The following is a 22,181-nucleotide window of genomic DNA, read 5'->3' as shown; positions in this document are numbered from 1 at the left end:
GCCGGACGCAATCCTCCGAACAGCCCACCGCCAGACGTAGTCCTCAAGCCGGCCCACCGTCAGACGTAGTCCTCCAGTCGGCCCACCGTCAGCCCCCGCCCCTGGATCTCCCGCAGCAGCCTCGTCGTGCGCTCCCTCAGGCTCAGGCCGGTCGGTTCGCCCGAAGGGACGGAGACGATGTCGCCGGGGCGCAGCCGGGCCGGGCCCTGCGCGTACGTCAGTTCGCCGTCGCCCTCCATCGCCGCCCGCCACAGCACCACCGCCCGCACACCGCAGTCGGCCGCCGCGCGGAGCGTGGTGGTGTCGTACGTGCCGTAGGGCGGCCGGAAGAGCTGGGGCCGGATGCCGAAGCGGGCCCGGAGTTTGTTCTGCTGGCCGCAGATCTCGGCGCGCTGGCCGGCGTACGGCAGGCCGCGCAGGGCGGCGTGGTCGAGGGTGTGGTTCTGCATCGACGCGCCCACCGAGCGCAGGCGCGCGAAGTGGCCGTAGCCCGGGCCGACCACGCTGTCCGTGAGGAACATGCTGACGGGCAGCCGTAGCTCGCGGACCATGTCGACGAAGCGGGGGTCCTTCTCGGCGCCGTCGTCGTAGGTGAGGAACACGACCTGGTCGTGGGTGCGGATGCGGTCCACGACGGGCAGCAGCCCGCCCGCGGACGGCCCATCACCCCCGGGCAGCCAATGCCGCCGGGCGGGTGGGGACGGGGGTGCGGGCAGCGGGGCGGTGAGGCCCCATCGGCGGTACGGCTGTGCTGTGGTCGTCGGGCCCTTAGCCGAACGCGCCTCTTGCGCCGCCCTCTCGGCCGACCGCCCGCCGGGCTCGACCGACCCCATCGGCCGGGCGCAACCGGCGAGCACCGCGGCTGCCAGGGCGACGGCTGTCAGAGCACGTACCACCGCCGGAACTCGTACGACTGTGACGACTGTGAGGGCGCGTACGGCCGTGGGAGCCGCCGGCTCGGGCGCCGGCACCGCTGCCGGCGCCCGCCTCACAGGTAGTCCTCCAGCCGGGCCACCGCGTACCCCTCGGCCGTCACTTTGTTCAGGAATCGGCGGATCATGTCGGGCATTGTGCCCTTCCAGTCGTCCCGGCCCCGGAAGTGGCTGAGGACGATGTCGCCCGGGCGGATCTTCCGGTCCCACTCGCGGTAGTCCCAGTGGTCGACGAAGACCTCCTCGTTCCACAGCGGGACGTACTCGATGCCGCAGGACTTCGCGGCGCGCAGGCTGTTTCTGTTGTAGTTGCCGAAGGGCGGGCGGAAGAGCAGCGGGCGCTTGCCGTAGCGCTTCTCGATCACCTCCTGCATGCCGCAGATCTCATGCCGTTGGCGGTGGTAGGAGAGGGCGGGGAGGTAGGGGTGGTGGAGGGTGTGGTTGTTCAGGACCACGCCGGCGCGCTGCATCCGCTTGAAGTAGCCGTAGTCCTCCTTGATCAGGTAGTCGCTGAGGAAGGCGGTGTACGGCACCTGCAGCTCGCTCATCATCCGCAGGAACGCCGGGTCCTTCTCGGCGCCGTCGTCGATGGTGAGGAAGACGACCCGCTGCTTGGTGGGGACGGTCGTGAAGACCGGCGGGAGGCCGAGTTCCTCGTGGCCGTCGACCTCGAAGCCGTCGCGGGTGGTGATCTCCGGTTTCTTGGTGGGTGGCGGCGGGGGCGTGAGCGGCACTCGCGCCAGGCGCCAGCGCCTCGCGGCGGCGACCCGGGCGGCGTGGGCGGCCTGGGCGGACCGGAACTTCTTGGTCCGGGGGGCTTCGGCGTTCGGGTCCGGGGTTTCGACCGGGGGCGGCGCCTTGAGGGGCTGCCGGCTCGGCGTGGGGCGTACGGCCTCATGTCCGCCTCCGCCTCCGCCGCCCTGCCCGCCTCCCCCGCCCTGGGCACACCCCGAGGCGATGGCGGCGACGGTGAGCGCGGCGATTCCGCCGCGGATCCGCGAACGCCCCGCCGTCCCATGACGACACCCCGCGGCTACCCCATTGCGGCGACTTTTGTCATTTTGTCGTACTACTCGCATGGAGCCGGATCCTCGCAGGCACCCGCCCCGAAGATCGGCCGACACCGCCGCCGGAGGCGGACCATCCACCGACTGGCCGACAATGACCCGGTGAACGACCTCGCCTCCTTCTCCCGCCTCCTCACCCCCGAGGGCAGCGCCCTCCTCGACGCCGTACGCGACACCGATCCCGCCGACGAACTCGCCGTCGCCACCCGGATGCGCCGCGAGCACCCCGCCGAGCTGGTGTCGGCGGCGCTCGGACAGGCACGGTTGCGGCAGCGGGCGGTGGCGAAGTTCGGGGCGGTGGACGCGGGGCGGATGTTCTTCACGCCGAACGGCGTCGAGCAGTCGACGCGGGCGAGTGTCGCCACGTATCGGGCCGGGCGGATGAAGGAGCTGGGGGTGGGGTCGGTCGCCGATCTGTGTTGCGGGATCGGAGGTGACGCGATCGCGTTGGCGCGGGCCGGGATCCGGGTGCTGGCGGTGGACCGGGATCCGGTGACGGTGGCGGCGGCCCGGGCCAATGCGGAGGGTCTCGGTCTTGCCGACCTCATCGAGGTGCGGGAGGCCGACGTCACCGAGGTGGACACGGCCGGCTACGACGCCGTGTTCGTCGACCCCGGCCGCCGGGGCGGTCGCGGCAGGATCTTCGACCCCGAAGCGTATTCGCCCCCGCTGTCATGGGCCGTCGAGACCGCCGGCCGGGCTCCCCACGCCGCATTGAAGATCGCGCCCGGCATTCCGCACGAGGCCGTTCCGGGCGAGGCCGAGGCGGAGTGGATCTCGGACGGCGGGGAGGTGAAGGAGGCGGTGCTGTGGTTCGGCACGGAGCCCGGGGCCATCCGGGCCACACTGCTGCCGGGGCCGCGTTCGCTGCTCTCCCGAGGGCTGCCCGACCCCGAGGTGCGGCCCGTCGGGCGGTACTTGTACGAGCCCGACGGTGCCGTCATCCGGGCGCATCTGGTCGCCGAAGTGGCGGACCAACTGAACGGTGGGCTGGTCGACGCGACCATCGCGTACATCACTGCGGACGAGCTGCACGCGACGCCGTATGCCACGGCGTACGAGATCACCGACCAACTCCCCTTCAACGTCAAGAAGTTGAAGGCGCTGCTGCGCGAGCGGGAGGTCGGCACGCTGACCGTGAAGAAGCGCGGGTCGGCCGTCGAGCCGGAGGAGCTGCGGAAGAAGGTCAAGCCGCAGGGGCCCAACTCGGCGACCGTGATTCTCACGCGGGTGGCGGGGGCGCCGACGATGCTCGTCGGGCGGCCGGCCTAGTCGGGTCGAGGGAGCGGGACGAGTCGAGGCTCACGTTCGCCCTACGAGACCTCCGTCGCCCGGCGCAGCAGCATCTCCCGCTCCCGCTCGTTCCGTGCGAGCTCCGCCGCCCGCTCGAACTCCGCCCGCGCCTCCGCCGTACGGCCGAGGCGCAGCAGCAGGTCGCCGCGCACGCTCGGCAGCAAGTGGTAGTCCCGCAGGGCGGGTTCGGTGGCGATCGCGTCGACGATCTCCAGAGCGGGTTCCGGGCCGTCCGCCATCGACACGGCGACCGCGCGGTTCAACTCGACCACGGGGGAAGGGGATCGGGCGGACAGCAGGCCGTACAGGGTGGCGATGGTCTTCCAGTCCGTCTCCTCGTACGTGTACGCGTGCGCGTGGCAGGCGGCGATCGCGGCCTGGAGGGCGTACGGGCCCGGCGCACCCGTGGCGGTGGCACGGGCACGGCCCAGCGCCTTGATGCCGCGCGCGATGAGCATGCGGTTCCAGCGGCGGCGGTTCTGGTCCTTGAGGAGGATCGGTTCGCCGGACGGGCCGGTGCGGGCTGCCGCGCGGGACGTCTGGAATTCCAGGAGGGCGGTCAGGCCGTGCACCTCCGGTTCCTTCGGCATCAGTCCCGAGAGCACGCGGGCCAGCCGCAGCGCGTCCTCACACAGGGCCGGGCGCAGCCAGTCGTCGCCGGCCGTGGCGGCGTAGCCCTCATTGAAGATCAGGTAGATGACGTCGAGGACGGAGCCGAGGCGGGCCTCGCGGTCGGGGCCGTACGGGACCTCGAAGGCGACGTTCTTCGTGGCGAGCGTGCGCTTGGCGCGCACGATGCGCTGGGCGATCGTCGGCTCCGGGACGAGGAACGCGCGGGCGATCTCCGGCGTCGTCAGGCCACCGAGGAGGCGGAGAGTGAGGGCGATGCGGGCCTCGGGAGACAGCACGGGGTGGCAGGCGGTGAAGACGAGCCTGAGCAGGTCGTCGTCGATGTCGTCGGGGTCGGCCGGCTCCTCGGGCGGGGCCGTCGTCTCCAGGTCCCGCCCGATCTCCGCCAGCTTGCGGGCGTAGTTCTCGCGGCGGCGGATCAGGTCCACGGCGCGGTGCCGGGCGGCGGCCATGAGCCAGGCGCCCGGGTTGTCGGGGACGCCGTCGCGGGGCCACTGCTCCAGGGCGGCGACGAGAGCGTCCTGGGCGAGTTCCTCGGCGATGCCGACGTCGCGGACGATGCGGGCGACGCCGGCGATGATGCGCGGGGACTCGATGCGGAAGACGGTTTCGACGGTGCCGCGCGGGTCGGCGGTGGGCTGCGGGGTCACAGCCCACCATGCAACACCCGTACGGTCGTGGATCCAAGGAGGGCAGGTCAGCCCTCGGCGATCTCCCGCACCTCGCAGGTGACCTGCCATTCCTCCCCGTGGACCTTCAGGAACCGCGAGGCCCACTCCAGCGCCTCGGCCTTGTCCTTGCACTGCATGATCGCGTAGCCGCCGATGACCTCCTTGGACTCGGTGAAGGGCCCGTCGGTGACGGACGTCTTCGCGCCGTCCCAGTGCACGCGGGTGCCCTGTGCCGACGGGGTGAGCCCTGCCGTGTCGAGCATCACGCCGGCCTTGGTGATCTCCTCCAGCAGTTCCCCCATGCGCTGCATCAGCTCAGGACTGGGGCCCTCGGCGGGCGCGGTGGACTCGTCGATCCGGACGAGGGACAGGTAACGCGGCATGGTGACTCCTCAGGGTTCGGTGACCGGTTCCTTCCCGGCCTCTCACCCCTGCGTCGAACGGGAGACACCCGGATCGACACGCTCGCCGGAATTCTTCGAATCTTTTTCTCCGGCGGGCGTTTCCGCAGGCCGAGCCCTCACCCCGTGCAGCGCACCGGCGGCCAGGGCGGCCACGGCGAGCAGCCCCGCCGCCACCCAGTACGCCGCCGCGTACCCGTCGACGAGCCCCTCGGCCCCCTCCGCCCCGTCCCCGCCGGCACTCGCCGCCACCGTCACCAGCACCCCGAGCCCCACCGCCCCGCCGACCTGCCGCGCGCTGTTGAGCAGCCCGGACGCCATCCCGGTCTCCTCCGGCGCGACCCCTTCCGTGGCGGCCGTGCCCAGCGGTACGAAGCACATGCCGATGCCGACCGAGGCGACCGCCGACGGGCCGAGGACGGAGAGCAGGAACCCGCCGTCCACCGCCACCGCCGCCGCGAACCACGCGATCCCGGCCGCCCCGAGCAGCCCGCCGACCAGCAGCAGCACCCCGGCCCCGACCCGCCCGACCGTGCGCGCGGCGATCACCGACCCGGCCACGACCCCGACACAGAACGGCAGGAAGGCGCTCCCGGCGGCGGTGGGGCCGTAGCCCAGCACCTGCTGCATGTAGAGGGAGGTGAAGTAGAAGGCGGCGAACTGGCCTGCCGACATCAGCAGCGCGAAGACGTTCGCCGCGAGCACCGGCCTTCGGGTCAGGAGCCCGAGCCTGAGCAGCGGCTGCCGTACGCGGGTCTCCACCACGGCGAAGACCGCCAGCAGGACGACGCCCGCGCCGAGCACCCCGCCGGTCCGCCATGCCGTCCAGCCGTGGGGCTCGGTCCGCACGAGCCCGAGGACGAGCAGCGAGGTTCCGGCGGTGACGAGGAGCGCGCCGAGGGCGTCGAGCCGCGGCCGGCTCCCGCTCGCCCGCCGGTCGTCGGCGGGTACACCGGGCCGTACGACGGCCAGTACGGCGAGCACGACGGGCACGTTGACCAGCATGACCGCCCGCCAGCCGAACCAGTCGGTGAGCAGCCCGCCGGCGAGCACCCCGACGGCCCCGCCGGCCGCACCGGCCGCACCCCACAGTCCGAGGGCGCGTGAACGGGCGGCCCCCGCCGGGAAGTTGACGGTGATCAGCGCCAGCGCGACCGGCGACAACAGGGCCGCGCCCACCCCCTGCACCGCCCGGGCCGCGATCAACTGCCCCGGCGCCTGGGCGAGTCCGCCGACGAGGCTCGCGAGCCCGAAGACGACGAAGCCGACCACGAGCACCCGCCGCCGTCCGGCGATGTCGGCGAGCCGTCCGCCGAGCATGAGCAGCCCGCCGAAGGTGAGCGCATAGGCGTTGACGACCCAGGCCAGCGACCCGGCGTCGAAGCCGAGGCCGGTGCCGATGTCCGGGAGGGCGACGTTGACGACGGACATGTCGAGGGAGACGAGGAACTGCACGGTGAGCAGCACCGGCAGTAACCAACGGGCGCCCGGCTTCTGGGAGTTGAGGGTATCCACCATGCCGAGCAGATTAATATACGCGTACATAAATTAGCCAGGGTCCGAGCGAGCCTCCCAGCTCCGGCCGAAGACCGACCGACACCACCGCGAGACAATGCCTCCCGTGGCAGCAGAGACAGCGAACTCGCAGAGTCGTAAACGCGGCCGTCCGCCCCGCATAGCGGCGGAGCAGATCGTCGACGCGGCCCGGCGGCTCCTCCAGGAGGAGGGCGTCGAGGCGGTCAGCATGCGCCGGGTGGCGAAGGAGGTCGGCGCCACGCCGATGGCGCTCTACAACCACGTACGCGACAAGGACGAGCTGCTCCTGCTCACCCTGCGGGGCATGGCGGCGACGTTCCCGCGCCCGCCGCTCCCCGCCGACCCCCGCGAGCGCATCCTCACGACCGCCGTCCACATGCACGCGATCCTCAGCGAGGTGGTCTGGGTCATCGACGTACTGAGCCTCGGCGACCTCACCGACAAGGACGCGCTGTGGATGCCCGAGGAGATCATCGACGCGGCCATCGCCTGCGGCCTGACCCCCACCCAGGCCCTGCACGCCTACCGCACCATCTGGTACGTCGTCTACGGCGCCCTGGTCTTCCAGCGAGCCGACGCCCGCCGGGCCGCCGACCCCGAACGCCGGCCGTTCTTCCCGACCTTCCTCGCCAAGGAGGACGCGGTGGCGCTGCCGCGTATGGCCGAGATGGCGGCGAACTGGGAGGAGATCAAGGGGCGTTACGACATCGCCGAGCAGCTGGAGGCCGTGGTGGACGGGCTGCTGCGGAAGGGGCGCTGACCCGCTTCAGCCGGCCCACCCCAGCCGACCTGCCCCACAGGTCATGGACGCCTACCGCAACGACTCCCACAACTCGCTCGCCTCCGGCTCCTGCGCCACCACCCGGTTCGCGTCCGACGCCGCCGTGACCACCGGCATCGTCACCGTCTTCACCTCGCCCGCCGGCAAGCCCTGCAGGCTCTTGCCGAGGGACATCAACTCGCTCAGCGAGTCAAGGCCGGTGTCGGTCGTCAGGCTGCCCGTCACCGCGTCGGCGACCTTGTAGAGCTTGGTGGGGTCGGTGAGGAGGTCGGTCGAGGAGATCTGTGCCAGCAGCGCCTTCACCAGCTTCTGCTGCAGGCCTATGCGGCCGAGGTCGCTGCCGTCGCCTATGCCGTGCCGGGTGCGCGCCAGGGCGAGGGCCGTCTTGCCGTCGAGGTGGTGGGTGCCCGCTTCCAGCGTCAGGTGGCTGTCCTCGTCGTCGATGTCCTCGTCCGTCGTCACGGTCACGCCACCGAGGGCGTCCACCAGCTTCGCGAAGCCCGAGAAGTCGATCTCGATGTAGTGGTCCATGCGGACGTCCGTGAGCGACTCGACCGTCTTGACCGCGCACACCGGCCCGCCCACCGCGTACGCGCTGTTGAACATCGCGCTGTGCGCCCGCTTCGTCGAACCGCCCGACGGCAGCGGGCAGGACGGTCGTGTGACCAGCGTGTCGCGCGGAATGCTCACCACCGTGGCCGAGGTCCGGCCCGCGTCGACGTGCACCACCATCGCGGTGTCCGAGCGGGCGCCGGTGCTGCTGCCGCCGCCCAACGCCTGGTTCTCGTCGCCGCTGCGTGAGTCCGAGCCCAGGACCAGGATGTTCAGCGCCTGCGTCGGCAGCTCGGACGCCGAGGCGGAGACCGACGGCGTCGCCACCGGCTTCGCCGGGCGGTTGTCGCCGAGGGCGTTGTTGATGTCGACGCTCTTGATGTTGCCGTTCAGGTGCCAGTAGGCCCAGCCCGCGGAGGTCGCGCCCAGCACCAGGGCGCCCGCGAGGACGAGGCCGGCGGTCTTCAGCACCCTCGACCGCCGGCCCGCGCGTCTGCCGTCGTCCCCGTTCCCGCCTCGTCCACTCACAGGGAGGAACGTAAGTCCGAATTATTACGGGCAGGAACGTCAGACCGGGTTTTCTTCGGAAAATCTCAGACTTCTCAGCCCAGCGTCACCGTGGGCACCGGATTGCTCCCGCTCCACGATCCGTTGAACCCGAAGGTCACCGAACCACCGTCGGGAACCGTCCCGTTGTACGAGGCGTTGGAACAGGTGACCATCGCCCCCGACTGCGTGCAGCTCGCGTTCCAGGCCTGCGTGAGCCGTTGCCCCGCGCCGAAGGTCCAGCTCACCTTCCAGGACGCCCGCGCCGCCCCCGAGCAGGCGATCCTGACCTGCCCGGTGAAGCCGGTGTTCCACTGGCTGGGCACGCTGTAGGTCGCCGTGCAGGCGTCCGTGGGAGGCGGCGTGGTCGTGCCGCCGCCCAGCGACTCGGCGATCGCGGAGTACGCCGGTTTCGGCGCGTAGTTCTCGTCGTACGGCGTCGCCGCGCCCTGCCCCGGGAAGGTGCTCGGGATCCAGGAGTCGGAGTCGGTGAAGCCCCAGACGGTGACGCCGACGCACCGGGACACCGCGAGGCAGGCGTTCATGACGGCCTTGTAGTCGGCGGCCTGCTGCGTCAGCTTGGCGCTGTCCGACGGCAGTTGCATACGGATGTCCAGCTCGGTGATCGCCACGTCGACGCCGAGGTCGGCGAACCGCTGGATGTTCTGCTGCATGGTGGACGGCACCTGGCCGAGGATCAGGTGGGCCTGGAGGCCGACGCCGTCGATCGGGACGCCGCGCTCCTTCAGCGACTTGACCAGGTTGTACAGGGCGGTGCTCTTCGCGTTGACGCCTTCGACGTTGTAGTCGTTGATGTACAGCTTGGCGCTCGGGTCGGCGGCGCGGGCCGCGGTCAGGGCCTGGGCGATGTAGTCGGCACCGAGGCCGTTGTACCAGAGAGTCTGGCGATAGGTGCCGTCCTCGTTGAACGGCTCGTTCACTACGTCCCAGGTCGCCAGCCTGCCCTTGTAGCGGCCGACCTCCAGTGCGATGTGATCGTTCATCAGCTCGCTCAGCTCGGCCGACGTCCAGCTGCCGTTCGTCAGCCAGCTCGGGTTCTGGCTGTGCCAGACCAGGGTGTGGCCGCGCACCTGCTGTCCGTGCGCCTCGGCGAAGGCGACGATCTGGTCGGCCTCGGCCCAGTCGAAGTTGCCGCGCGTCGGCTCGACCGAGCCCCATTTCATGGCGTTGCCGGGGGTCAGCGCGTTGAACTCCCGGCCCGCGATGTCGCCGTAGGTGCCGGTGAGCTTGGAGCCGGTGACGGCCGTACCCATGACCTTGCCCTTGGCGGCGGCGAGGTCGCGCAGGGGTGGGTCGGCAGCGTGCGCCGGGGTGGCGCCGAGCGTCAGCAGGACGACGGCGGCCCCGCTGACGAGGGCGGCAAGACGTGCACGTAACGATCTGGAGGTTCTCATGGCGGGGCGCCTCCGAAAGTTTCGGTCGTACAACCGATTGACTTCGGAGGAGTGTGAAGGCGCCCGCCCCACCCGTCAATACGTCAACTTCCGGCCACAGGCGTCGCGGTGCTGCTGCGCACCACCAGGCTGGTCGCCAGCTCCACCCGCGTCGCCGCCGGTGTCCCCTCCTCCCGGGCGAGGTCGAGGACCAGCTTCGCCGCCGCCTCCGCCATCTCCGTCAGCGGCTGTCGTACGGTCGTCAGCGGCGGCCCCACCCAGCGTGCGATCGGCAGGTCGTCGAAGCCGACCACGCTCAGGTCCTCCGGAATCCGCAGCCCCAGCTCGCGCGCGGCCTCGTACAGCCCGAGCGCCTGGAGGTCGTTCCCGGCGAAGACGGCCGTCGGCCGGTCGGGGCGGCGCAGCAGCTCAAGGCCCTGCCGGTAGCCGGTCTCGTGGTGGAAGTCGCCGGGCCGGATCAGGTCCTGGTCGACCGGGAGCCCGGCCGTCTCCAGGGCGGCCCGATAGCCGTCGATGCGGGCGCGGCTGCACATCATCCGGGACGGTCCGGTGATCGCGCCGATCCTGCGGTGGCCCAGCTCGACCAGGTGCCGGGTGGCGGCGAGTCCGCCCTGCCAGTTGGTCGCCCCGATGGACGGCACGTCGGCGCCCGGGTCGCCCGCCGGGTCCATCACCACGAACGGGATCGACCGGCTGGTGAGCAGGGCGCGCTGGGACTCGTCGAGGCCGGACAGCACGAGGATCACGCCGTGCGGGCGCCGGGCGGCGACCTGGTCGGCCCAGGTGCGGCCGGGGGTGAGCCGCCCGGCGCTCTCGCTCAGCACGACGCTCAGCCCGGCGTCCCTGGCGACGTTCTCCACGCCCCGGATGACCTCCATCGCCCACGCGCTCTCCAGCTCGTGGAAGACCAGGTCGATCAGGGGCGACCGGCTCGCCTCGGCCCGCCGTCGACGGTAGCCGTGGGCGCGCAGCAGTTCCTCGACCCGGCTGCGGGTGGCCGGAGCGACGTCGGCTCGTCCGTTGAGGACCTTCGAAACAGTCGGCGCGGACACGCCGGCCTCGCGGGCGATCTCGGCGAGCGTCGCGGTCTGCGTGGACCGCCCGGCCGACGGTGATGTCGTCCGGGTTTCACGTGTTGTCGTCCGGCTTTCGGCGGGCTCCGGGGGTGTCATGGCGGCGATCGTATCCCTGCGCGCCCTCTTGACGAACCCTTCTCACCACCCCTAGGTTCCCGGAACATTCGAGGTGAATAACGAAACATTCGCGAGAGGGCCGTCCCGTCACCGCCCCGACAGGAGTTTCCAGCCATCGCCCGGACAGGAGATTCATGACCACCGCCCCCTGGCGCGACCCCGCCCTGCCCGCCGCCGCCCGCGTCGACGACCTCCTCTCCCGGATGACCCTTCAGGAGAAGACCGCCCAGCTGTACGGCGTGTGGGTGGGGGCCGCCACGGACGGCGACGGCGTCGCCCCGCACCAGCACGACATGACCGCCGGCTCCGCCGAGGAAGAATGGGACGAGCTGATCGCCCTCGGCCTCGGCCAGCTCACCCGCTCCTTCGGCACCGCCCCCGTGGACCCGGCGCTGGGCGCGCGAGCACTGGCCCGCGCCCAGCGCCGTATCGCCGCCGCCGGCCGCTTCGGCATCCCCGCGGTCGCGCACGAGGAGTGCCTGGCCGGCTTCACGGCCTGGCAGGCCACCGCCTACCCGGTGCCGCTGGCGTGGGGGGCGTCCTTCGACCCGCCGCTCGTCGAGGAGATGGGTCGGCGCATCGGCGAGGACCTGCGCTCGGTCGGCGTCCACCAGGGTCTGGCGCCCGTCCTGGACGTCGTCCGCGATCCGCGCTGGGGCCGGGTCGAGGAGACCGTCGGCGAGGACCCGTACCTGGTCGGCACGGTCGGCGCGGCGTATGTGCGGGGCCTGGAGTCGGCCGGGGTCGTCGCGACGCTCAAGCACTTCGCCGGGTACGCGTCCTCGGCGGGCGCCCGCAACCTCGCGCCCGTACGCGCGGGCATCCGCGAGTTCGCGGACGTCACCCTGCCGCCGTTCGAGATGGCGCTGCGCGAGGGCGGGGCACGCTCGGTGATGGCGGCGTACAACGAGACGGACGGGGTACCGGCCTCCGCCGACCCGGCGCTGCTGAGCGAACTCCTGCGCGAGCAATGGGGTTTCACGGGCACCGTGGTCTCCGACTACTTCGGCATCGCGTTCCTGGAGACCCTGCACCGCGTGGCGGGTTCACCGGCCGAGGCGGCGCACGCGGCGCTGGCAGCCGGCATCGACGTGGAGCTGCCGACCCTGAAGTGCTACGGCAAGCCGCTGGTGGACGCCGTTCGGGCGGGCGAGGTCCCGGAGGAACTGGTGGACCGCGCGGCCCGCCGGGTCCTGCTCCAGAAGTGCGAACTGGGCCTCCTGGACGAGGACTGGACCCCGGAGCCGACGACGGCACCCCTCGACCTGGACTCCCCCGCGAACCGCGCCCTGGCCCGCCGAGTGGCCGAGGAGTCGGTGGTCCTGCTGGACAACCCCGACGGCGTCCTCCCCCTCCCCCCGGACGCCCGTATCGCGGTCGTGGGCCCGCGCGCGGCGGACGCCCTGGCGATGCTGGGCTGCTACTCCTTCCCCTCCCACGTCCTCACGCACCACCCCGAGGTGCCGATGGGCATCGAGATCCCGACGGTCCTGGAGGCCCTGCGCGCCGAACTCCCCGACGCCAAGGTGACGTTCACCGAGGGTTGCGGCGTCCTGGACCCCGACCCGGCGGGCTTCGAGGAGGCGGTGGCGCGGGCCTCGGAGGCGGATGTGTGCCTGGCGGTGCTGGGCGACCGGGCGGGGCTGTTCGGGCGGGGCACCTCGGGCGAGGGCTGCGATGTGACGGACCTCCGGCTGCCGGGTGTGCAGGGAGATCTGCTGGACGCGCTCGTGGCCACGGGCGTCCCGGTGGTGCTGGTCCTGCTCACCGGCCGCCCGTACGCGCTGGGCCACTGGCACGGGCGTCTGGCCGCGGTGGTCCAGGCGTTCTTCCCGGGCGAGGAGGGCGGTCCGGCGGTGGCGGGAGTGCTGTCGGGCCGGATCAACCCGTCGGGCCGGCTGCCGGTGAGCATGCCGAGGGTGCCCGGGGGCCAGCCGTGGACGTATCTCCAGCCGCCGCTGGGGCTGGCGGGCGAGGTCAGCAACCTGGATCCGACGCCGCTGTACGCGTTCGGGCACGGGCGCTCGTACACGTCGTTCGCGTGGGAGTCCGTGGATCCGGGAGAGACGGAGATCAGCACGGACGGGTCGTACGACGTGTCCGTGACCGTCCGCAACACGGGCGAGCGCGCGGGCGCGGAGGTGGTCCAGCTGTATCTGCACGATCCGGTGGCCTCCGTGACCCGGCCCGACGTCCGTCTGATCGGCTATCAGCGCGTGGAGTTGGCGGCCGGCGAGGCAGCGCGGGTGACCTTCCGCTTCCACACGGATCTGTCGGCGTTCACCGACCGTTCAGGCCGGAGGGTGGTCGAGCCGGGCGCCCTCGAACTACGTGTGGCCGCGTCCAGCGCGGACGTACGCCACACGGCACGGCTGAACCTCACGGGCCCTGTCCGGGTCCTCGGCCCCGACCGGCTGCTGCGGTGCGGGACGGAGGTGTCGGGGGTGGCGTGACCTCCGCGCCGAGAGCGCCAGGGGGACCGTGGCGGGTGTCGTCCGCGGGTTCTCGCCGCCGAGTACCGGCGGTCTGCGCTTCGTCACGATCCTGTTCGCCCTCCTGCTCGTGTCGACACTCTTGAAGGCGACCAGGATCAAGGGGTTCAGCGACGTGCGGCACTTCGAGGCCGCTGTCAGCTCACGCCCACCGACTCGAACCGCCACCGGTGCACAGCCCGCATGACCAAGTCCGCGTCCGGCTCGGGCAGTTCGGGGAGCCCGGCGTCGTAGGCCGCGTCCCACCACGTGATCACCAGCACCCGGTCCTGGGGAGCGCGGAAGGTCTCACGGCGCAGGGGCTCGGCGTCGAGCTCCTGCGCCCGCGCCCAGGCGAGCAGTTCCTCCCCCCGCCCGGGCACCGCCCGCGCCTCCCACATCAGCGTGACCGTCACGAGTAGAGGTTCTCCTTGCTGACCTCGTGCACATGGTCGTGGCCGTGATGGTGGCCCTGTCCCCCGCCCTGACCGTCACCCTGGTCACCGAAATTCCCCGGCACATGAGGATCCGTCACCGGCAGCGAAGAGTCCGCCGACAGGTCCCAGCTGGACGCGGGCCGGTTGCGCGCCACCATCTCCGCACCCAGCGCCGCCACCATCGCCCCGTTGTCCGTGCACAGCTTCGGCCGGGGCACCCGCAGCCGGATCCCGGCCGCCTCGCACCGCTCCTGGGCCAGCGCCCGCAGCCGGGAGTTGGCCGCCACGCCACCGCCGATCATCAGGTGGTCGACGCCCTCGTCCTTGCAGGCGCGGACGGCCTTGCGGGTCAGCACGTCCACGACCGCCTCCTGGAAGGAGGCCGCGACATCCCGCACCGGAACCTCCTCGCCCGCGGCCCGCTTGGCCTCGATCCAGCGGGCGACCGCCGTCTTGAGGCCGGAGAAGGAGAAGTCGTACGCCGGGTCGCGCGGCCCGGTCAGACCGCGCGGGAAGGCGATCGCCGCCGGGTCGCCCTCGCGTGCGTACCGGTCGATGACCGGCCCGCCCGGGAAACCCAGGTTCAGCACGCGGGCGATCTTGTCGAAGGCCTCGCCCGCCGCGTCGTCGATGGTCGCGCCCATCGGGCGGACATCGGAGGTGATGTCCGAGGACAGCAGCAAGGAGCTGTGCCCGCCGGACACCAGCAGCGCCATCGTCGGCTCCGGCAGCGCCCCGTGCTCCAGCTGGTCCACGCAGATGTGGGAGGCGAGGTGGTTGACGCCGTAGAGCGGCTTGCCCAGCGCGTACGCGTACGCCTTCGCCGCCGAGACGCCCACCAGCAGCGCGCCCGCGAGACCCGGGCCGGCGGTGACGGCGATGCCGTCCAGATCCCGCGCGCTGACCCCCGCTTCCTTCAGCGCACGGTCGATCGTCGGGACCATCGCCTCCAGGTGCGCCCGGGAGGCGACCTCCGGCACGACGCCGCCGAAGCGGGCGTGCTCGTCGACGCTGGAGGCGATGGCGTCGGCGAGCAGGGTGGTCCCGCGGACGATGCCGACGCCGGTCTCGTCGCAGGAGGTCTCGATGCCGAGTACGAGCGGCTCGTCGCGTGAGTCAGCCATTGATCTCGGTTCCTTGTACGGAAGTTGAACCCGCGGCGGAGCCGCCGTTGGGTTTCGTGGTCAGTCTCATCACCAGGGCGTCCACGTTCCCCGGCTGGTAGTAGCCGCGCCGGAAGCCGATGGCCTCGAAGCCGAAGCGCTCGTAGAGCTTCTGCGCGCGGACGTTGTCCACGCGGCACTCCAGCATCACTTCGGCGCACTCGAAGGCGGTGGCGGCCCGCAGCAGCTCGGTCAGGAGACGGCCGCCGAGGCCCGTCCCCCAGTAGTCCCGGGCGACGGCGATGGTCTGGATGTCGGCCAGGTCCCCGGCGGACGCGAGTCCGGCGTATCCCACGAGCCGTCCGCCCTCCTCGGCGACGACGTAGTGCCGCGTCGCCTCGGGCCCGCGCGAGTGGGCCAGCTCGGACCAGAACATGCCCCGGGACCAGGCGTCCTCGGGGAAGAGGTCCTTCTCCAGGCCCAGCACCAGGTCGATGTCCCACCAGCGCATCTCGCGCAGCACAGGAGTCACGGGCGGCCCGGCCTGCGGTCCGGTCGGCTGTCCTGTCACTTGGGGGTGACCACCTTGTAGTTCTTGGGAACCTGGGCGTCGGGCCGGCGCAGGTACAGCGGTCTGGGCGCGGGCAGTTCCTCGCCCGCCGCCAGCTTCTCGGCGGCCAGCCCCGCGAGGGCCGCCGCCGACACGTGCTCGGGCTCGTGGGCGCTGGGGAAGGTGTCGGGGTACAGCAGCGCGCCCGCGCCGACCGCGGGCAGCCCGGCGACCTGGTCGGCGATGTCGGCGGGCCGGTCGACGGCCGGGTCGGTCAGCCGCGTACGGGAGTCGGCGTAGCGCGCCCAGTAGACCTCCTTGCGCCGGGCGTCGGTCGCCACGACGAAGGGGCCCTTCTCGATGTCGGCGGCGTACGCGAGACCGTCGAGCGTGCACACACCGTGCACGGGGACGCCGAGGGCGATCCCGAAGGTGTCGGCGGTCATCAGGCCGACGCGCAGCCCGGTGTACGGGCCGGGGCCGATGCCTACGACGATGCCGGTGACGGCGTCGAGCCGCACGCCGGCCTCGGCGAGGACGCGGTCGACGGCCGGCAGCAGCAGCTCACCGTGTCGGCGCGCGTCCACCTGGCTCGACGAGGCGATGACGTCCGTACCGTCGTGCAGCGCGACGGTGACGGCGGGGGTGGCGGTATCCAGAGCGAGCAAGAGCACGCAAACAGCCTACGGCGCTCTCGCCCCAGGAAGCGCCGCCCCGGCGGCACGCCCGACGGCTGCTACGGTCGGGCTGGATCATGACGTACGACGCGAACGACCGAGGTGGGCGACGGTGGCAACCAGCAGCTCCGGATTCGTGGCGGGGCTCACCACGGCCGCCCTCGCGACCGTCGGCTTCCTCGCCTACCAGGCCTCGGCGAGCGTCCCGGCCGACCTGGCCAGGCCCGGGGCGAGCAGCTCACCCGAAGTGAGTGCCGCCAAGGGGCCCCGCGACGGCGAGGAACCCGGCGCGCTGCCCGCCGGGTCGGGTACGGGTGTGCGGGTCGTGTACGCGCTGGACGACGACCGGGTGTGGCTGGTCGGCGAGGGCGACACGGTCAAGCGCACGTTCCGCGTCACCGCCGGATCGGTCGACCCGGCACCGGGCGTCTACTCGGTCACGTCCCGCTCCAACGCGGTCACCGGCACCGACGGCACCGCCATCGAGCACGTCGTCCGCTTCAGCGAAGTGGACGACGTCACCATCGGCTTCAGCGCGGCCGTCGACGGCTCGACCCCCCAGCCCGACCCGACCGTGAAAACGGGCGGCATCCGCCAGTCCCGCGCGGACGGAGCCGCGATGTGGGACTTCGCAACAATCGGCCGAACGGTAGCGGTGATCCCCTGAGGCAGGGCGGGCGAACCGCCCTGAAGGCGCGGGAGCGCCCTTCAGGGGCGCGGGGCTGTATGGATATGAGGCTCCGCCGCGTGGGCGCGACCAGCCACGACGGCGCAGCACACGACCGACGACACAGCGCGGCACTTTCCCCCGGCGCGACCAGCGGAGCTACGCCGCTTTGCGATGCCCCTGATCAGCCGGCGCCCGCGCCCCCTCCGGCTCGGGCACCCGCGGCGGGGTCGAGATCACGTTCGCAGCCGCTCCGGCCGCCAGCAGATCACGCATGGACACCCCCGCGACCACCTGCGGCCGCTGCTGGACCTTGTTCTCCGATGCCGACATGGGACGCCTCCTGGGGCCGGGGGCGGACGTAGTTAGGTACACCTAACTACGGACTGGATACCATGTGACCACGCGCAAGACCGCGAACGCAATATCTTGCCGACGTCTTGTCGGAATGTTCATTCGGCGCATTCACCGCACCCGGCCCGCCCGCCACCCGCTCACGCGGACAGCACGCTCAGATCCACCGCCGCCCAGCGCTCGCCGAGCCCCGTCACGGTGACGTGCCGAACCTCGTCGGTCGTGTCCCCGACGGCCCGGTGGATCACGACCTGCAGCCGTTCCTCGGTCAGCTCCTCGACCTTGCCCTCGCCCCACTCCACGACGATCACCGACTCGGGCAGCGAGACATCGAGGTCGAGGTCCTCCATCTCGTCCAGGCCGCCGGACAGCCGGTAGGCGTCCACGTGGACGAGCGGCGGACCGTCGGCGAGGGAGGGGTGCACGCGGGCGATCACGAAGGTCGGGGACGTGACCGCTCCCCGCACCCCCATCCCCTCGCCGAGCCCCCGGGTCAGCGTCGTCTTGCCCGCGCCGAGCTCCCCGCTGAGCATCAGGAGGTCGCCGGCGCGCAGCAGCTTGGCGAGGCGGCGGCCCAGTTCCCGCATCTGGTCGGGAGAAGTGACGGTCAGCTCGAGGTCACCCGCGTTGTGCGGTGCTGCTGGTGCTTCCATAGCCACTTACGGTAGCCCCTGCGGGCACGGCACCCGAGCGGGTGAGCAGGTCGGCCAGGCGGTCGGTGACCACCTCGGGGTGCTCCAGCATCACCAGGTGCCCGGCGTCCGGGACCAGCACCAGCTCGGCGTCCGGCAGCAGATCGGCGATCGCCTCGCTGTGCTCACTGGGCGTGACGAGGTCGCCCACACCGGCGAGGACGAGCACGGGCATCTCCGTGAAGAGGGCGAGCGCCGCGGTCTTGTCGTGGTCGGTGAAGGCCGGGTAGAACTCCGCGACCACGTCGATCGGCGTCCCCTCGATCATCCGCTCGGCGAACCGGGCGACGGCCGGGTCGACGTCCCGCGACGAGAACGAGTACCGCTTGATGATCCCCGCGAACAGGTCGGCGGTGGCCCGGCGCCCCTTCTCCACCAGCTCGGCCCGCTGCCCCAGCGCCTTGAGCACGCCCGGCAACACCCGGCGTACCGCATTCACACCGGCGACGGGCAGTCCGAAGTTGACCTCGCCGAGCCGCCCGGACGACGTACCGACGAAGGCGGTGGCGACGACCCGGTCGCGGATCAGCTCCGGGTACTGGTCGGCCAGCGCCATCACCGTCATCCCGCCCATGGAGTGGCCGACCAGCACGATCGGCCCCTCGGGCACGGCGGCGTCGATGACGGCCTTCAGGTCGCGCCCGAGCTGCTCGATGTCGACCGGCACCCCGTCCTCGACCTGGGCCACACCCCGCCCGGACCGGCCGTGGCTGCGCTGGTCCCAGTGCACGGTGCGGACGACGCCCCTGAGCGCGGCGCGCTGGAAGTGCCAGGAGTCCTGGCTGAGGCAGTAGCCGTGGCTGAAGACGACGGTGACGGGGGCGGGGGACTTGCGCCCGAAGAGCCGTCGTCGGCGCGGGGTGAGGGCGGGAGCGGCCTCGGGGTCGAGGTCGTCGACCTCGTAGTACAGCTCGGTGCCGTCGTCGGCGTACGCCTTGCCGGGCATGCCGCGCAGCGAGCCGTACGGCCCCGCCGAGTCGAGGGCGAGGCGGGCCTTCTGCCGCATGCCCCGGCCCACCGTCATCCGCTCTATGGCGACGCCCGCGGCCGCGCCCGCCGCGATCACGCCTATCGCCGCACCGGCGATGCCTGTGGCCCTGCGCCAGTTCGCGGCCGCCCCCGTGGCGGAGGCGACGGCCGCGACGACCTCCGCGCTGCTCTCGCTCACGTACCGCTCCTCTTCGCTGGGTCGGGTGGTGCCGGTGTGACGTAGGTGCTGGATGGTGCGGGTGTTGTCCGAAGGGCTGTTCCGCTACGGGTTACCCGTCTTGTTCCTCATTCACCTAGATGCATTCGGATAGACGCATCACATGGACGCATCAGGTGGCCGCATCAGGTGACCGCATCACATGGACGCATTTCTATAGACGCGTGGAACGCGCGTTCCGATCCGGGTGACGATTTCGTAGGCGATGGTTCCCGCGGCCTGTGCCCAGTCCTCGGCGGTGGGCTCACCGCGGTCCCCGGGTCCGAACAGCACGGCCTGCGCGCCCGGCTCGGGCTCGTCCCCGCCCAGATCGACGACGAACTGGTCCATCGCGATGCGTCCGGCGACCGTCCGCCATTTGCCACCGACCAGGACGGGCCCGGCGCCCGAGGCGTGCCGCGGGATGCCGTCGGCGTAGCCGAGGGGGACGAGGCCGAGGGTGGTCTCGCCCGGGGTGATGTAGTGATGCCCGTAGCTGACGCCGTGGCCCCCCGGCACGTGCTTCACCAGCGCGAGGGACGCCGAAAGGGTCATCACGGGCCGCAGCCCGAAGTCGGCGGGGCTGCCCAGCTCGGGGCTGGGCGAGATGCCGTAGGTCGCGATGCCGGTGCGCACCAGGTCGAAGTGGCTGTCGGGGACGGTGAGCGTGGCGGGTGAGTTGGCGATGTGCCGCACCTCGGGGCGCACGCCCTGTGCCTCGGCGTAGGCGACCATCTCCCGGAACCGGGAGAGCTGGGCGGTGATGGACGGATGGCCCGGTTCGTCGGCGCAGGCGAAGTGCGACCAGAGCCCGGTGATCCGGACCAGCCCCTCGGCCTCGGCCCGCAGGGCGTCACGCACGAGCTCGGCCCAGTCGTCCCCGGGCTGGCAGCCGCCCCGCCCGAGCCCGGTGTCGGCCTTGAGCTGCACGCGCGCGGGGGCGCCGGCCTGCCGGGCGGCGTCGGTGACCTCCCGCAGGGCCCACATCCCGCTCACGGAGACGTCGAGGTCGGCCTCGATGGCCTCGCGCCAGGGTCCGCCCGGCGTCCACAGCCAGCACATGATCCGTACGTCGTCCAGCCCGGCGGCCCGCAGCACGAGGGCCTCCTCGGGCGTGGCCGTACCGAGCCAGGCGGCGCCCGCCTCGACGGCCGCGCGGGCACACCGCACCGCCCCGTGGCCGTACGCGTCCGACTTCACGACGGCCATCAGGGCCGCGCCCGGCGCGTGGGCGCGCAGGGTCCGCACATTGGCCCGCAGGGCGGCCAGATCGATCTCGGCGCGGGCACGCAGGGGCGCGGTCCGCAGGGCTGCTGTTTCTGTCATCGCGCCCCCAGTGTCTCAGAGGGGTCCGACAACACCGCCGAGCCGGGACCCCCACCCGTGGCCACCGGTCCCGGCCGGCGGACTTACGCCTCCTGCCGGTGCCCCCACACGTACACCCGGTCGTTCTGCTTCAGCACGCGCCACAGCCGCCGGGCCTCGTCCAGGCGCATGTTGACGCAGCCCATCGAGCCGACGGGGCTGAAGATGTTGCCGTAGACGCCGTGGAAGGCCTGGCCCCCGTTGAAGAACTGGGAGTAGGGCATGCGGCTCTTGTACAGCGACGACACGTGGTTCTTGTGCCGCCAGTAGACCGTGTGCCACCCGGTGCGCGTCCCGTACCCCTCCCGTCCGCTCCGGATGGGCGCGGGCCCGAACACGACCTTCTTGCCGTGCTGCACCCAGGTCAGCTGCCGGTCGAGGTCGACACAGGCGACCCGGTACGCCCGCACCGGGCACTTCTTGGCGGCGTTCGGGTTCTTCCGGGCGTCGACGAGCTGCATGGTGGACCAGGTCAGAGGCCCGGCGAAGCCGATGGCGGGCTTGATGCCGTGCTTTTTCTGAAAGGCGCGGATGGTCCGGCAGTCGGCGGCCGACTGCTCCCCGTCCACCGGCAGCTTCAGCCACCGCTCGACCTGCCGCTGCCGCGGGCCCGTCTCCTCGCTGCACTTCACGCCCCCGAGGGCGTCGATGGGATCGACGTACTCCACGCTGTCGTACGCCTCCCGCGGCGCGTCCTCCGGCTCGACGGCGTCCTCCTCGGCGGTGGGCGTGTACACCTCCGGCGCCAGCGCCTGGTCGGGCGTGTCCGTCTGCCAGAGCGGGGGGAGGCCCAGGGGCATTCCGGGCACGAGGTCGTGCGGCGGTCCGGAGTCCGAGGGGACGGGGTCGGCCTGTGCTGCGGAGTCCGGGGGCACGAGCTCGGCCTGCGGCTCGGAGTCCGGGGAGACGGGGTCGGCCTGCGGCTCGGCGTTCCGGGAATCGGGGCCGGTCTGCGGCTCGGCGTCCCGGGAGACAGAGCCGGCCTGTGGCTCGGGATCCTGCGGCACCGGTTCGGTCTGCGGTCCGGAATCCTGCGGCGCGAGTTCGGCCTGCGGTCCGGAGTCCGGGGGGACGGGGTCGGCCGAGGCGCTGCCCACGGGCAGCAGGGTGGCCGCCGCGAGCACTACGGCCAGGCTCCGACATGCGATACGTCCGCTGATCATGCGCACAGGGAAGCGTGAGGGCCTGCCGGGCGGCAGGTGCCGCGCGGCGGCGTCACCCTAACGAGGAGCGGGAGCCCGGCATCGGCGAACGGGACGCCGATCGTAGGGTGCTCGGCATGAGCATCATCGGGGTCGGTATCGACGTGGCCGAGATCGACAGATTCGAGGCGGCGCTGCAACGCACGCCCGGGCTGGCCGATCGGCTGTTCCTGGAGAGCGAGTTGCTGCTGCCCAGCGGCGAACGCCGGGGCATCGCCTCGCTCGCCGCCCGCTTCGCCGCGAAGGAGGCCCTCGCCAAGGCACTGGGCGCACCCTCGGGCCTGCTCTGGACGGACGCCGAGGTCTTCGTCGAGGACAGCGGCCGGCCGCGCCTGCGGGTGACGGGAACGGTGGCGGCACGGGCGGCCGAACTGGGCGTGCGGTCCTGGCACGTGTCGCTGAGCCATGACGCCGGAGTGGCGTCGGCGGTGGTGGTGGCGGAGGGCTGAGCCACCGGCAC

General features: G+C 72.1%; 22 protein-coding genes. 5 read left to right on the top strand and 17 right to left on the bottom strand.

Annotation, left to right across the window (positions count from 1 at the left end; translation table 11 throughout):
* Positions 1 to 59 precede the first annotated feature (59 nt).
* Both ACTMVF_RS20360 and ACTMVF_RS20355 read right to left on the bottom strand, forming a co-directional pair.
* Positions 60 to 833 carry a polysaccharide deacetylase family protein gene (locus ACTMVF_RS20360; RefSeq protein WP_441272801.1) on the bottom strand — a complete coding sequence of 258 codons (774 nt, stop codon included), beginning with the start codon at positions 831 to 833 and terminating at the stop codon, positions 60 to 62.
* Positions 834 to 988: 155 nt separating this feature from the next.
* Positions 989 to 2,011, bottom strand: coding sequence for a polysaccharide deacetylase family protein (locus tag ACTMVF_RS20355; RefSeq protein ID WP_441272496.1), 1,023 nt, complete (start codon positions 2,009 to 2,011; stop codon positions 989 to 991).
* A 90-nt stretch (positions 2,012 to 2,101) separates the two neighbouring features.
* Here ACTMVF_RS20355 and ACTMVF_RS20350 point away from each other — a divergent pair, with 90 nt between their 5' ends.
* Positions 2,102 to 3,271 carry a class I SAM-dependent methyltransferase gene (locus tag ACTMVF_RS20350; RefSeq protein WP_441272495.1) on the top strand — a complete coding sequence of 390 codons (1,170 nt, stop codon included), beginning with the start codon at positions 2,102 to 2,104 and terminating at the stop codon, positions 3,269 to 3,271.
* Positions 3,272 to 3,312: 41 nt separating this feature from the next.
* Here the strand turns inward: ACTMVF_RS20350 and ACTMVF_RS20345 are convergent, their stop codons facing one another.
* The 3 genes from ACTMVF_RS20345 to ACTMVF_RS20335 are packed head-to-tail and all read right to left on the bottom strand — an operon-like array spanning position 3,313 to position 6,512.
* The gene (locus ACTMVF_RS20345) at positions 3,313 to 4,572 is read right to left on the bottom strand and encodes an RNA polymerase sigma factor (protein ID WP_441272494.1); all 1,260 of its coding nucleotides are present in this window, start codon (positions 4,570 to 4,572) and stop codon (positions 3,313 to 3,315) included.
* A 47-nt stretch (positions 4,573 to 4,619) separates the two neighbouring features.
* Positions 4,620 to 4,976 carry a YciI family protein gene (locus ACTMVF_RS20340; RefSeq protein WP_126394316.1) on the bottom strand — a complete coding sequence of 119 codons (357 nt, stop codon included), beginning with the start codon at positions 4,974 to 4,976 and terminating at the stop codon, positions 4,620 to 4,622.
* A gap of 42 nt (positions 4,977 to 5,018) precedes the next feature.
* Entirely contained in the window at positions 5,019 to 6,512 is a 1,494-nt protein-coding gene (locus tag ACTMVF_RS20335) for an MFS transporter (RefSeq protein ID WP_441272493.1), read from the bottom strand.
* A 94-nt stretch (positions 6,513 to 6,606) separates the two neighbouring features.
* On the opposite strand from ACTMVF_RS20335, the gene ACTMVF_RS20330 reads away from it, so the two are divergent.
* Positions 6,607 to 7,290, top strand: a complete 684-nt coding sequence (locus ACTMVF_RS20330) for a TetR/AcrR family transcriptional regulator (protein ID WP_441272492.1) — start codon at positions 6,607 to 6,609, stop codon at positions 7,288 to 7,290.
* Between the two features lie 51 nt (positions 7,291 to 7,341).
* On the opposite strand, the gene ACTMVF_RS20325 is transcribed toward ACTMVF_RS20330, so the two are convergent.
* The 3 genes from ACTMVF_RS20325 to ACTMVF_RS20315 form a co-directional block, all read right to left on the bottom strand.
* A complete protein-coding gene (locus ACTMVF_RS20325) occupies positions 7,342 to 8,391 on the bottom strand; it encodes an LCP family protein (RefSeq protein ID WP_441272491.1) in 1,050 nt (349 codons plus the stop codon).
* A gap of 74 nt (positions 8,392 to 8,465) precedes the next feature.
* On the bottom strand, positions 8,466 to 9,824 hold the full coding sequence (locus ACTMVF_RS20320; protein WP_441272490.1) for an endo-1,4-beta-xylanase: 1,359 nt from the start codon (positions 9,822 to 9,824) through the stop codon (positions 8,466 to 8,468).
* An 83-nt stretch (positions 9,825 to 9,907) separates the two neighbouring features.
* Positions 9,908 to 10,996 carry a LacI family DNA-binding transcriptional regulator gene (locus ACTMVF_RS20315; protein ID WP_441272489.1) on the bottom strand — a complete coding sequence of 363 codons (1,089 nt, stop codon included), beginning with the start codon at positions 10,994 to 10,996 and terminating at the stop codon, positions 9,908 to 9,910.
* Between the two features lie 155 nt (positions 10,997 to 11,151).
* Here ACTMVF_RS20315 and ACTMVF_RS20310 point away from each other — a divergent pair, with 155 nt between their 5' ends.
* Positions 11,152 to 13,470: a glycoside hydrolase family 3 N-terminal domain-containing protein gene (locus ACTMVF_RS20310; RefSeq protein WP_441272488.1), complete on the top strand. Its 2,319-nt coding sequence runs from the start codon at positions 11,152 to 11,154 to the stop codon at positions 13,468 to 13,470.
* A gap of 176 nt (positions 13,471 to 13,646) precedes the next feature.
* On the opposite strand, the gene ACTMVF_RS20305 is transcribed toward ACTMVF_RS20310, so the two are convergent.
* From ACTMVF_RS20305 to tsaB, 4 genes are read right to left on the bottom strand one after another with little or no spacing between them, the layout of a single operon-like run.
* Positions 13,647 to 13,904 (bottom strand): hypothetical protein, encoded by a 258-nt coding sequence (locus ACTMVF_RS20305; RefSeq protein WP_441272487.1) that lies wholly within the window; start codon positions 13,902 to 13,904, stop codon positions 13,647 to 13,649.
* Positions 13,901 to 15,049 carry a tRNA (adenosine(37)-N6)-threonylcarbamoyltransferase complex transferase subunit TsaD gene (tsaD, locus tag ACTMVF_RS20300; RefSeq protein WP_441272486.1) on the bottom strand — a complete coding sequence of 383 codons (1,149 nt, stop codon included), beginning with the start codon at positions 15,047 to 15,049 and terminating at the stop codon, positions 13,901 to 13,903. Before tsaD ends, ACTMVF_RS20305 begins: the two co-directional genes overlap by 4 nt.
* Positions 15,042 to 15,539 (bottom strand): ribosomal protein S18-alanine N-acetyltransferase, encoded by a 498-nt coding sequence (rimI, locus tag ACTMVF_RS20295; RefSeq protein ID WP_441272800.1) that lies wholly within the window; start codon positions 15,537 to 15,539, stop codon positions 15,042 to 15,044. The genes tsaD and rimI overlap by 8 nt, the downstream gene beginning before the upstream one ends.
* 56 nt (positions 15,540 to 15,595) lie before the next feature.
* Complete coding sequence (gene tsaB, locus ACTMVF_RS20290; protein WP_441272485.1) at positions 15,596 to 16,252, bottom strand: tRNA (adenosine(37)-N6)-threonylcarbamoyltransferase complex dimerization subunit type 1 TsaB; 657 nt, start codon at positions 16,250 to 16,252, stop codon at positions 15,596 to 15,598.
* A gap of 115 nt (positions 16,253 to 16,367) precedes the next feature.
* Between tsaB and ACTMVF_RS20285 the strand changes: the two genes are divergently transcribed.
* Positions 16,368 to 16,922: a hypothetical protein gene (locus tag ACTMVF_RS20285; protein ID WP_441272484.1), complete on the top strand. Its 555-nt coding sequence runs from the start codon at positions 16,368 to 16,370 to the stop codon at positions 16,920 to 16,922.
* Between the two features lie 159 nt (positions 16,923 to 17,081).
* On the opposite strand, the gene ACTMVF_RS20280 is transcribed toward ACTMVF_RS20285, so the two are convergent.
* The 5 genes from ACTMVF_RS20280 to ACTMVF_RS20260 form a co-directional block, all read right to left on the bottom strand.
* Complete coding sequence (locus ACTMVF_RS20280; protein WP_441272483.1) at positions 17,082 to 17,255, bottom strand: hypothetical protein; 174 nt, start codon at positions 17,253 to 17,255, stop codon at positions 17,082 to 17,084.
* 161 nt (positions 17,256 to 17,416) lie between these two features.
* On the bottom strand, positions 17,417 to 17,929 hold the full coding sequence (tsaE, locus tag ACTMVF_RS20275) for a tRNA (adenosine(37)-N6)-threonylcarbamoyltransferase complex ATPase subunit type 1 TsaE (RefSeq protein WP_441272482.1): 513 nt from the start codon (positions 17,927 to 17,929) through the stop codon (positions 17,417 to 17,419).
* Positions 17,895 to 19,136, bottom strand: a complete 1,242-nt coding sequence (locus ACTMVF_RS20270) for an alpha/beta fold hydrolase (protein ID WP_441272481.1) — start codon at positions 19,134 to 19,136, stop codon at positions 17,895 to 17,897. The genes tsaE and ACTMVF_RS20270 overlap by 35 nt, the downstream gene beginning before the upstream one ends.
* A 177-nt stretch (positions 19,137 to 19,313) precedes the next feature.
* The gene (alr, locus tag ACTMVF_RS20265; RefSeq protein ID WP_441272480.1) at positions 19,314 to 20,480 is read right to left on the bottom strand and encodes an alanine racemase; all 1,167 of its coding nucleotides are present in this window, start codon (positions 20,478 to 20,480) and stop codon (positions 19,314 to 19,316) included.
* Positions 20,481 to 20,563: 83 nt separating this feature from the next.
* On the bottom strand, positions 20,564 to 21,682 hold the full coding sequence (locus ACTMVF_RS20260) for a L,D-transpeptidase family protein (protein ID WP_441272479.1): 1,119 nt from the start codon (positions 21,680 to 21,682) through the stop codon (positions 20,564 to 20,566).
* A 116-nt stretch (positions 21,683 to 21,798) separates the two neighbouring features.
* On the opposite strand from ACTMVF_RS20260, the gene ACTMVF_RS20255 reads away from it, so the two are divergent.
* Entirely contained in the window at positions 21,799 to 22,170 is a 372-nt protein-coding gene (locus ACTMVF_RS20255) for a holo-ACP synthase (protein ID WP_441272478.1), read from the top strand.
* The last annotated feature ends 11 nt before the right edge of the window (positions 22,171 to 22,181 follow it).

The sequence above is a fragment of the Streptomyces sp. SD31 genome (assembly GCF_052068475.1).
GTDB lineage: Bacteria > Actinomycetota > Actinomycetes > Streptomycetales > Streptomycetaceae > Streptomyces.
Note: the sequence above shows the minus strand (reverse complement) of the source record. Positions and strands in the feature narration are given on the sequence as shown.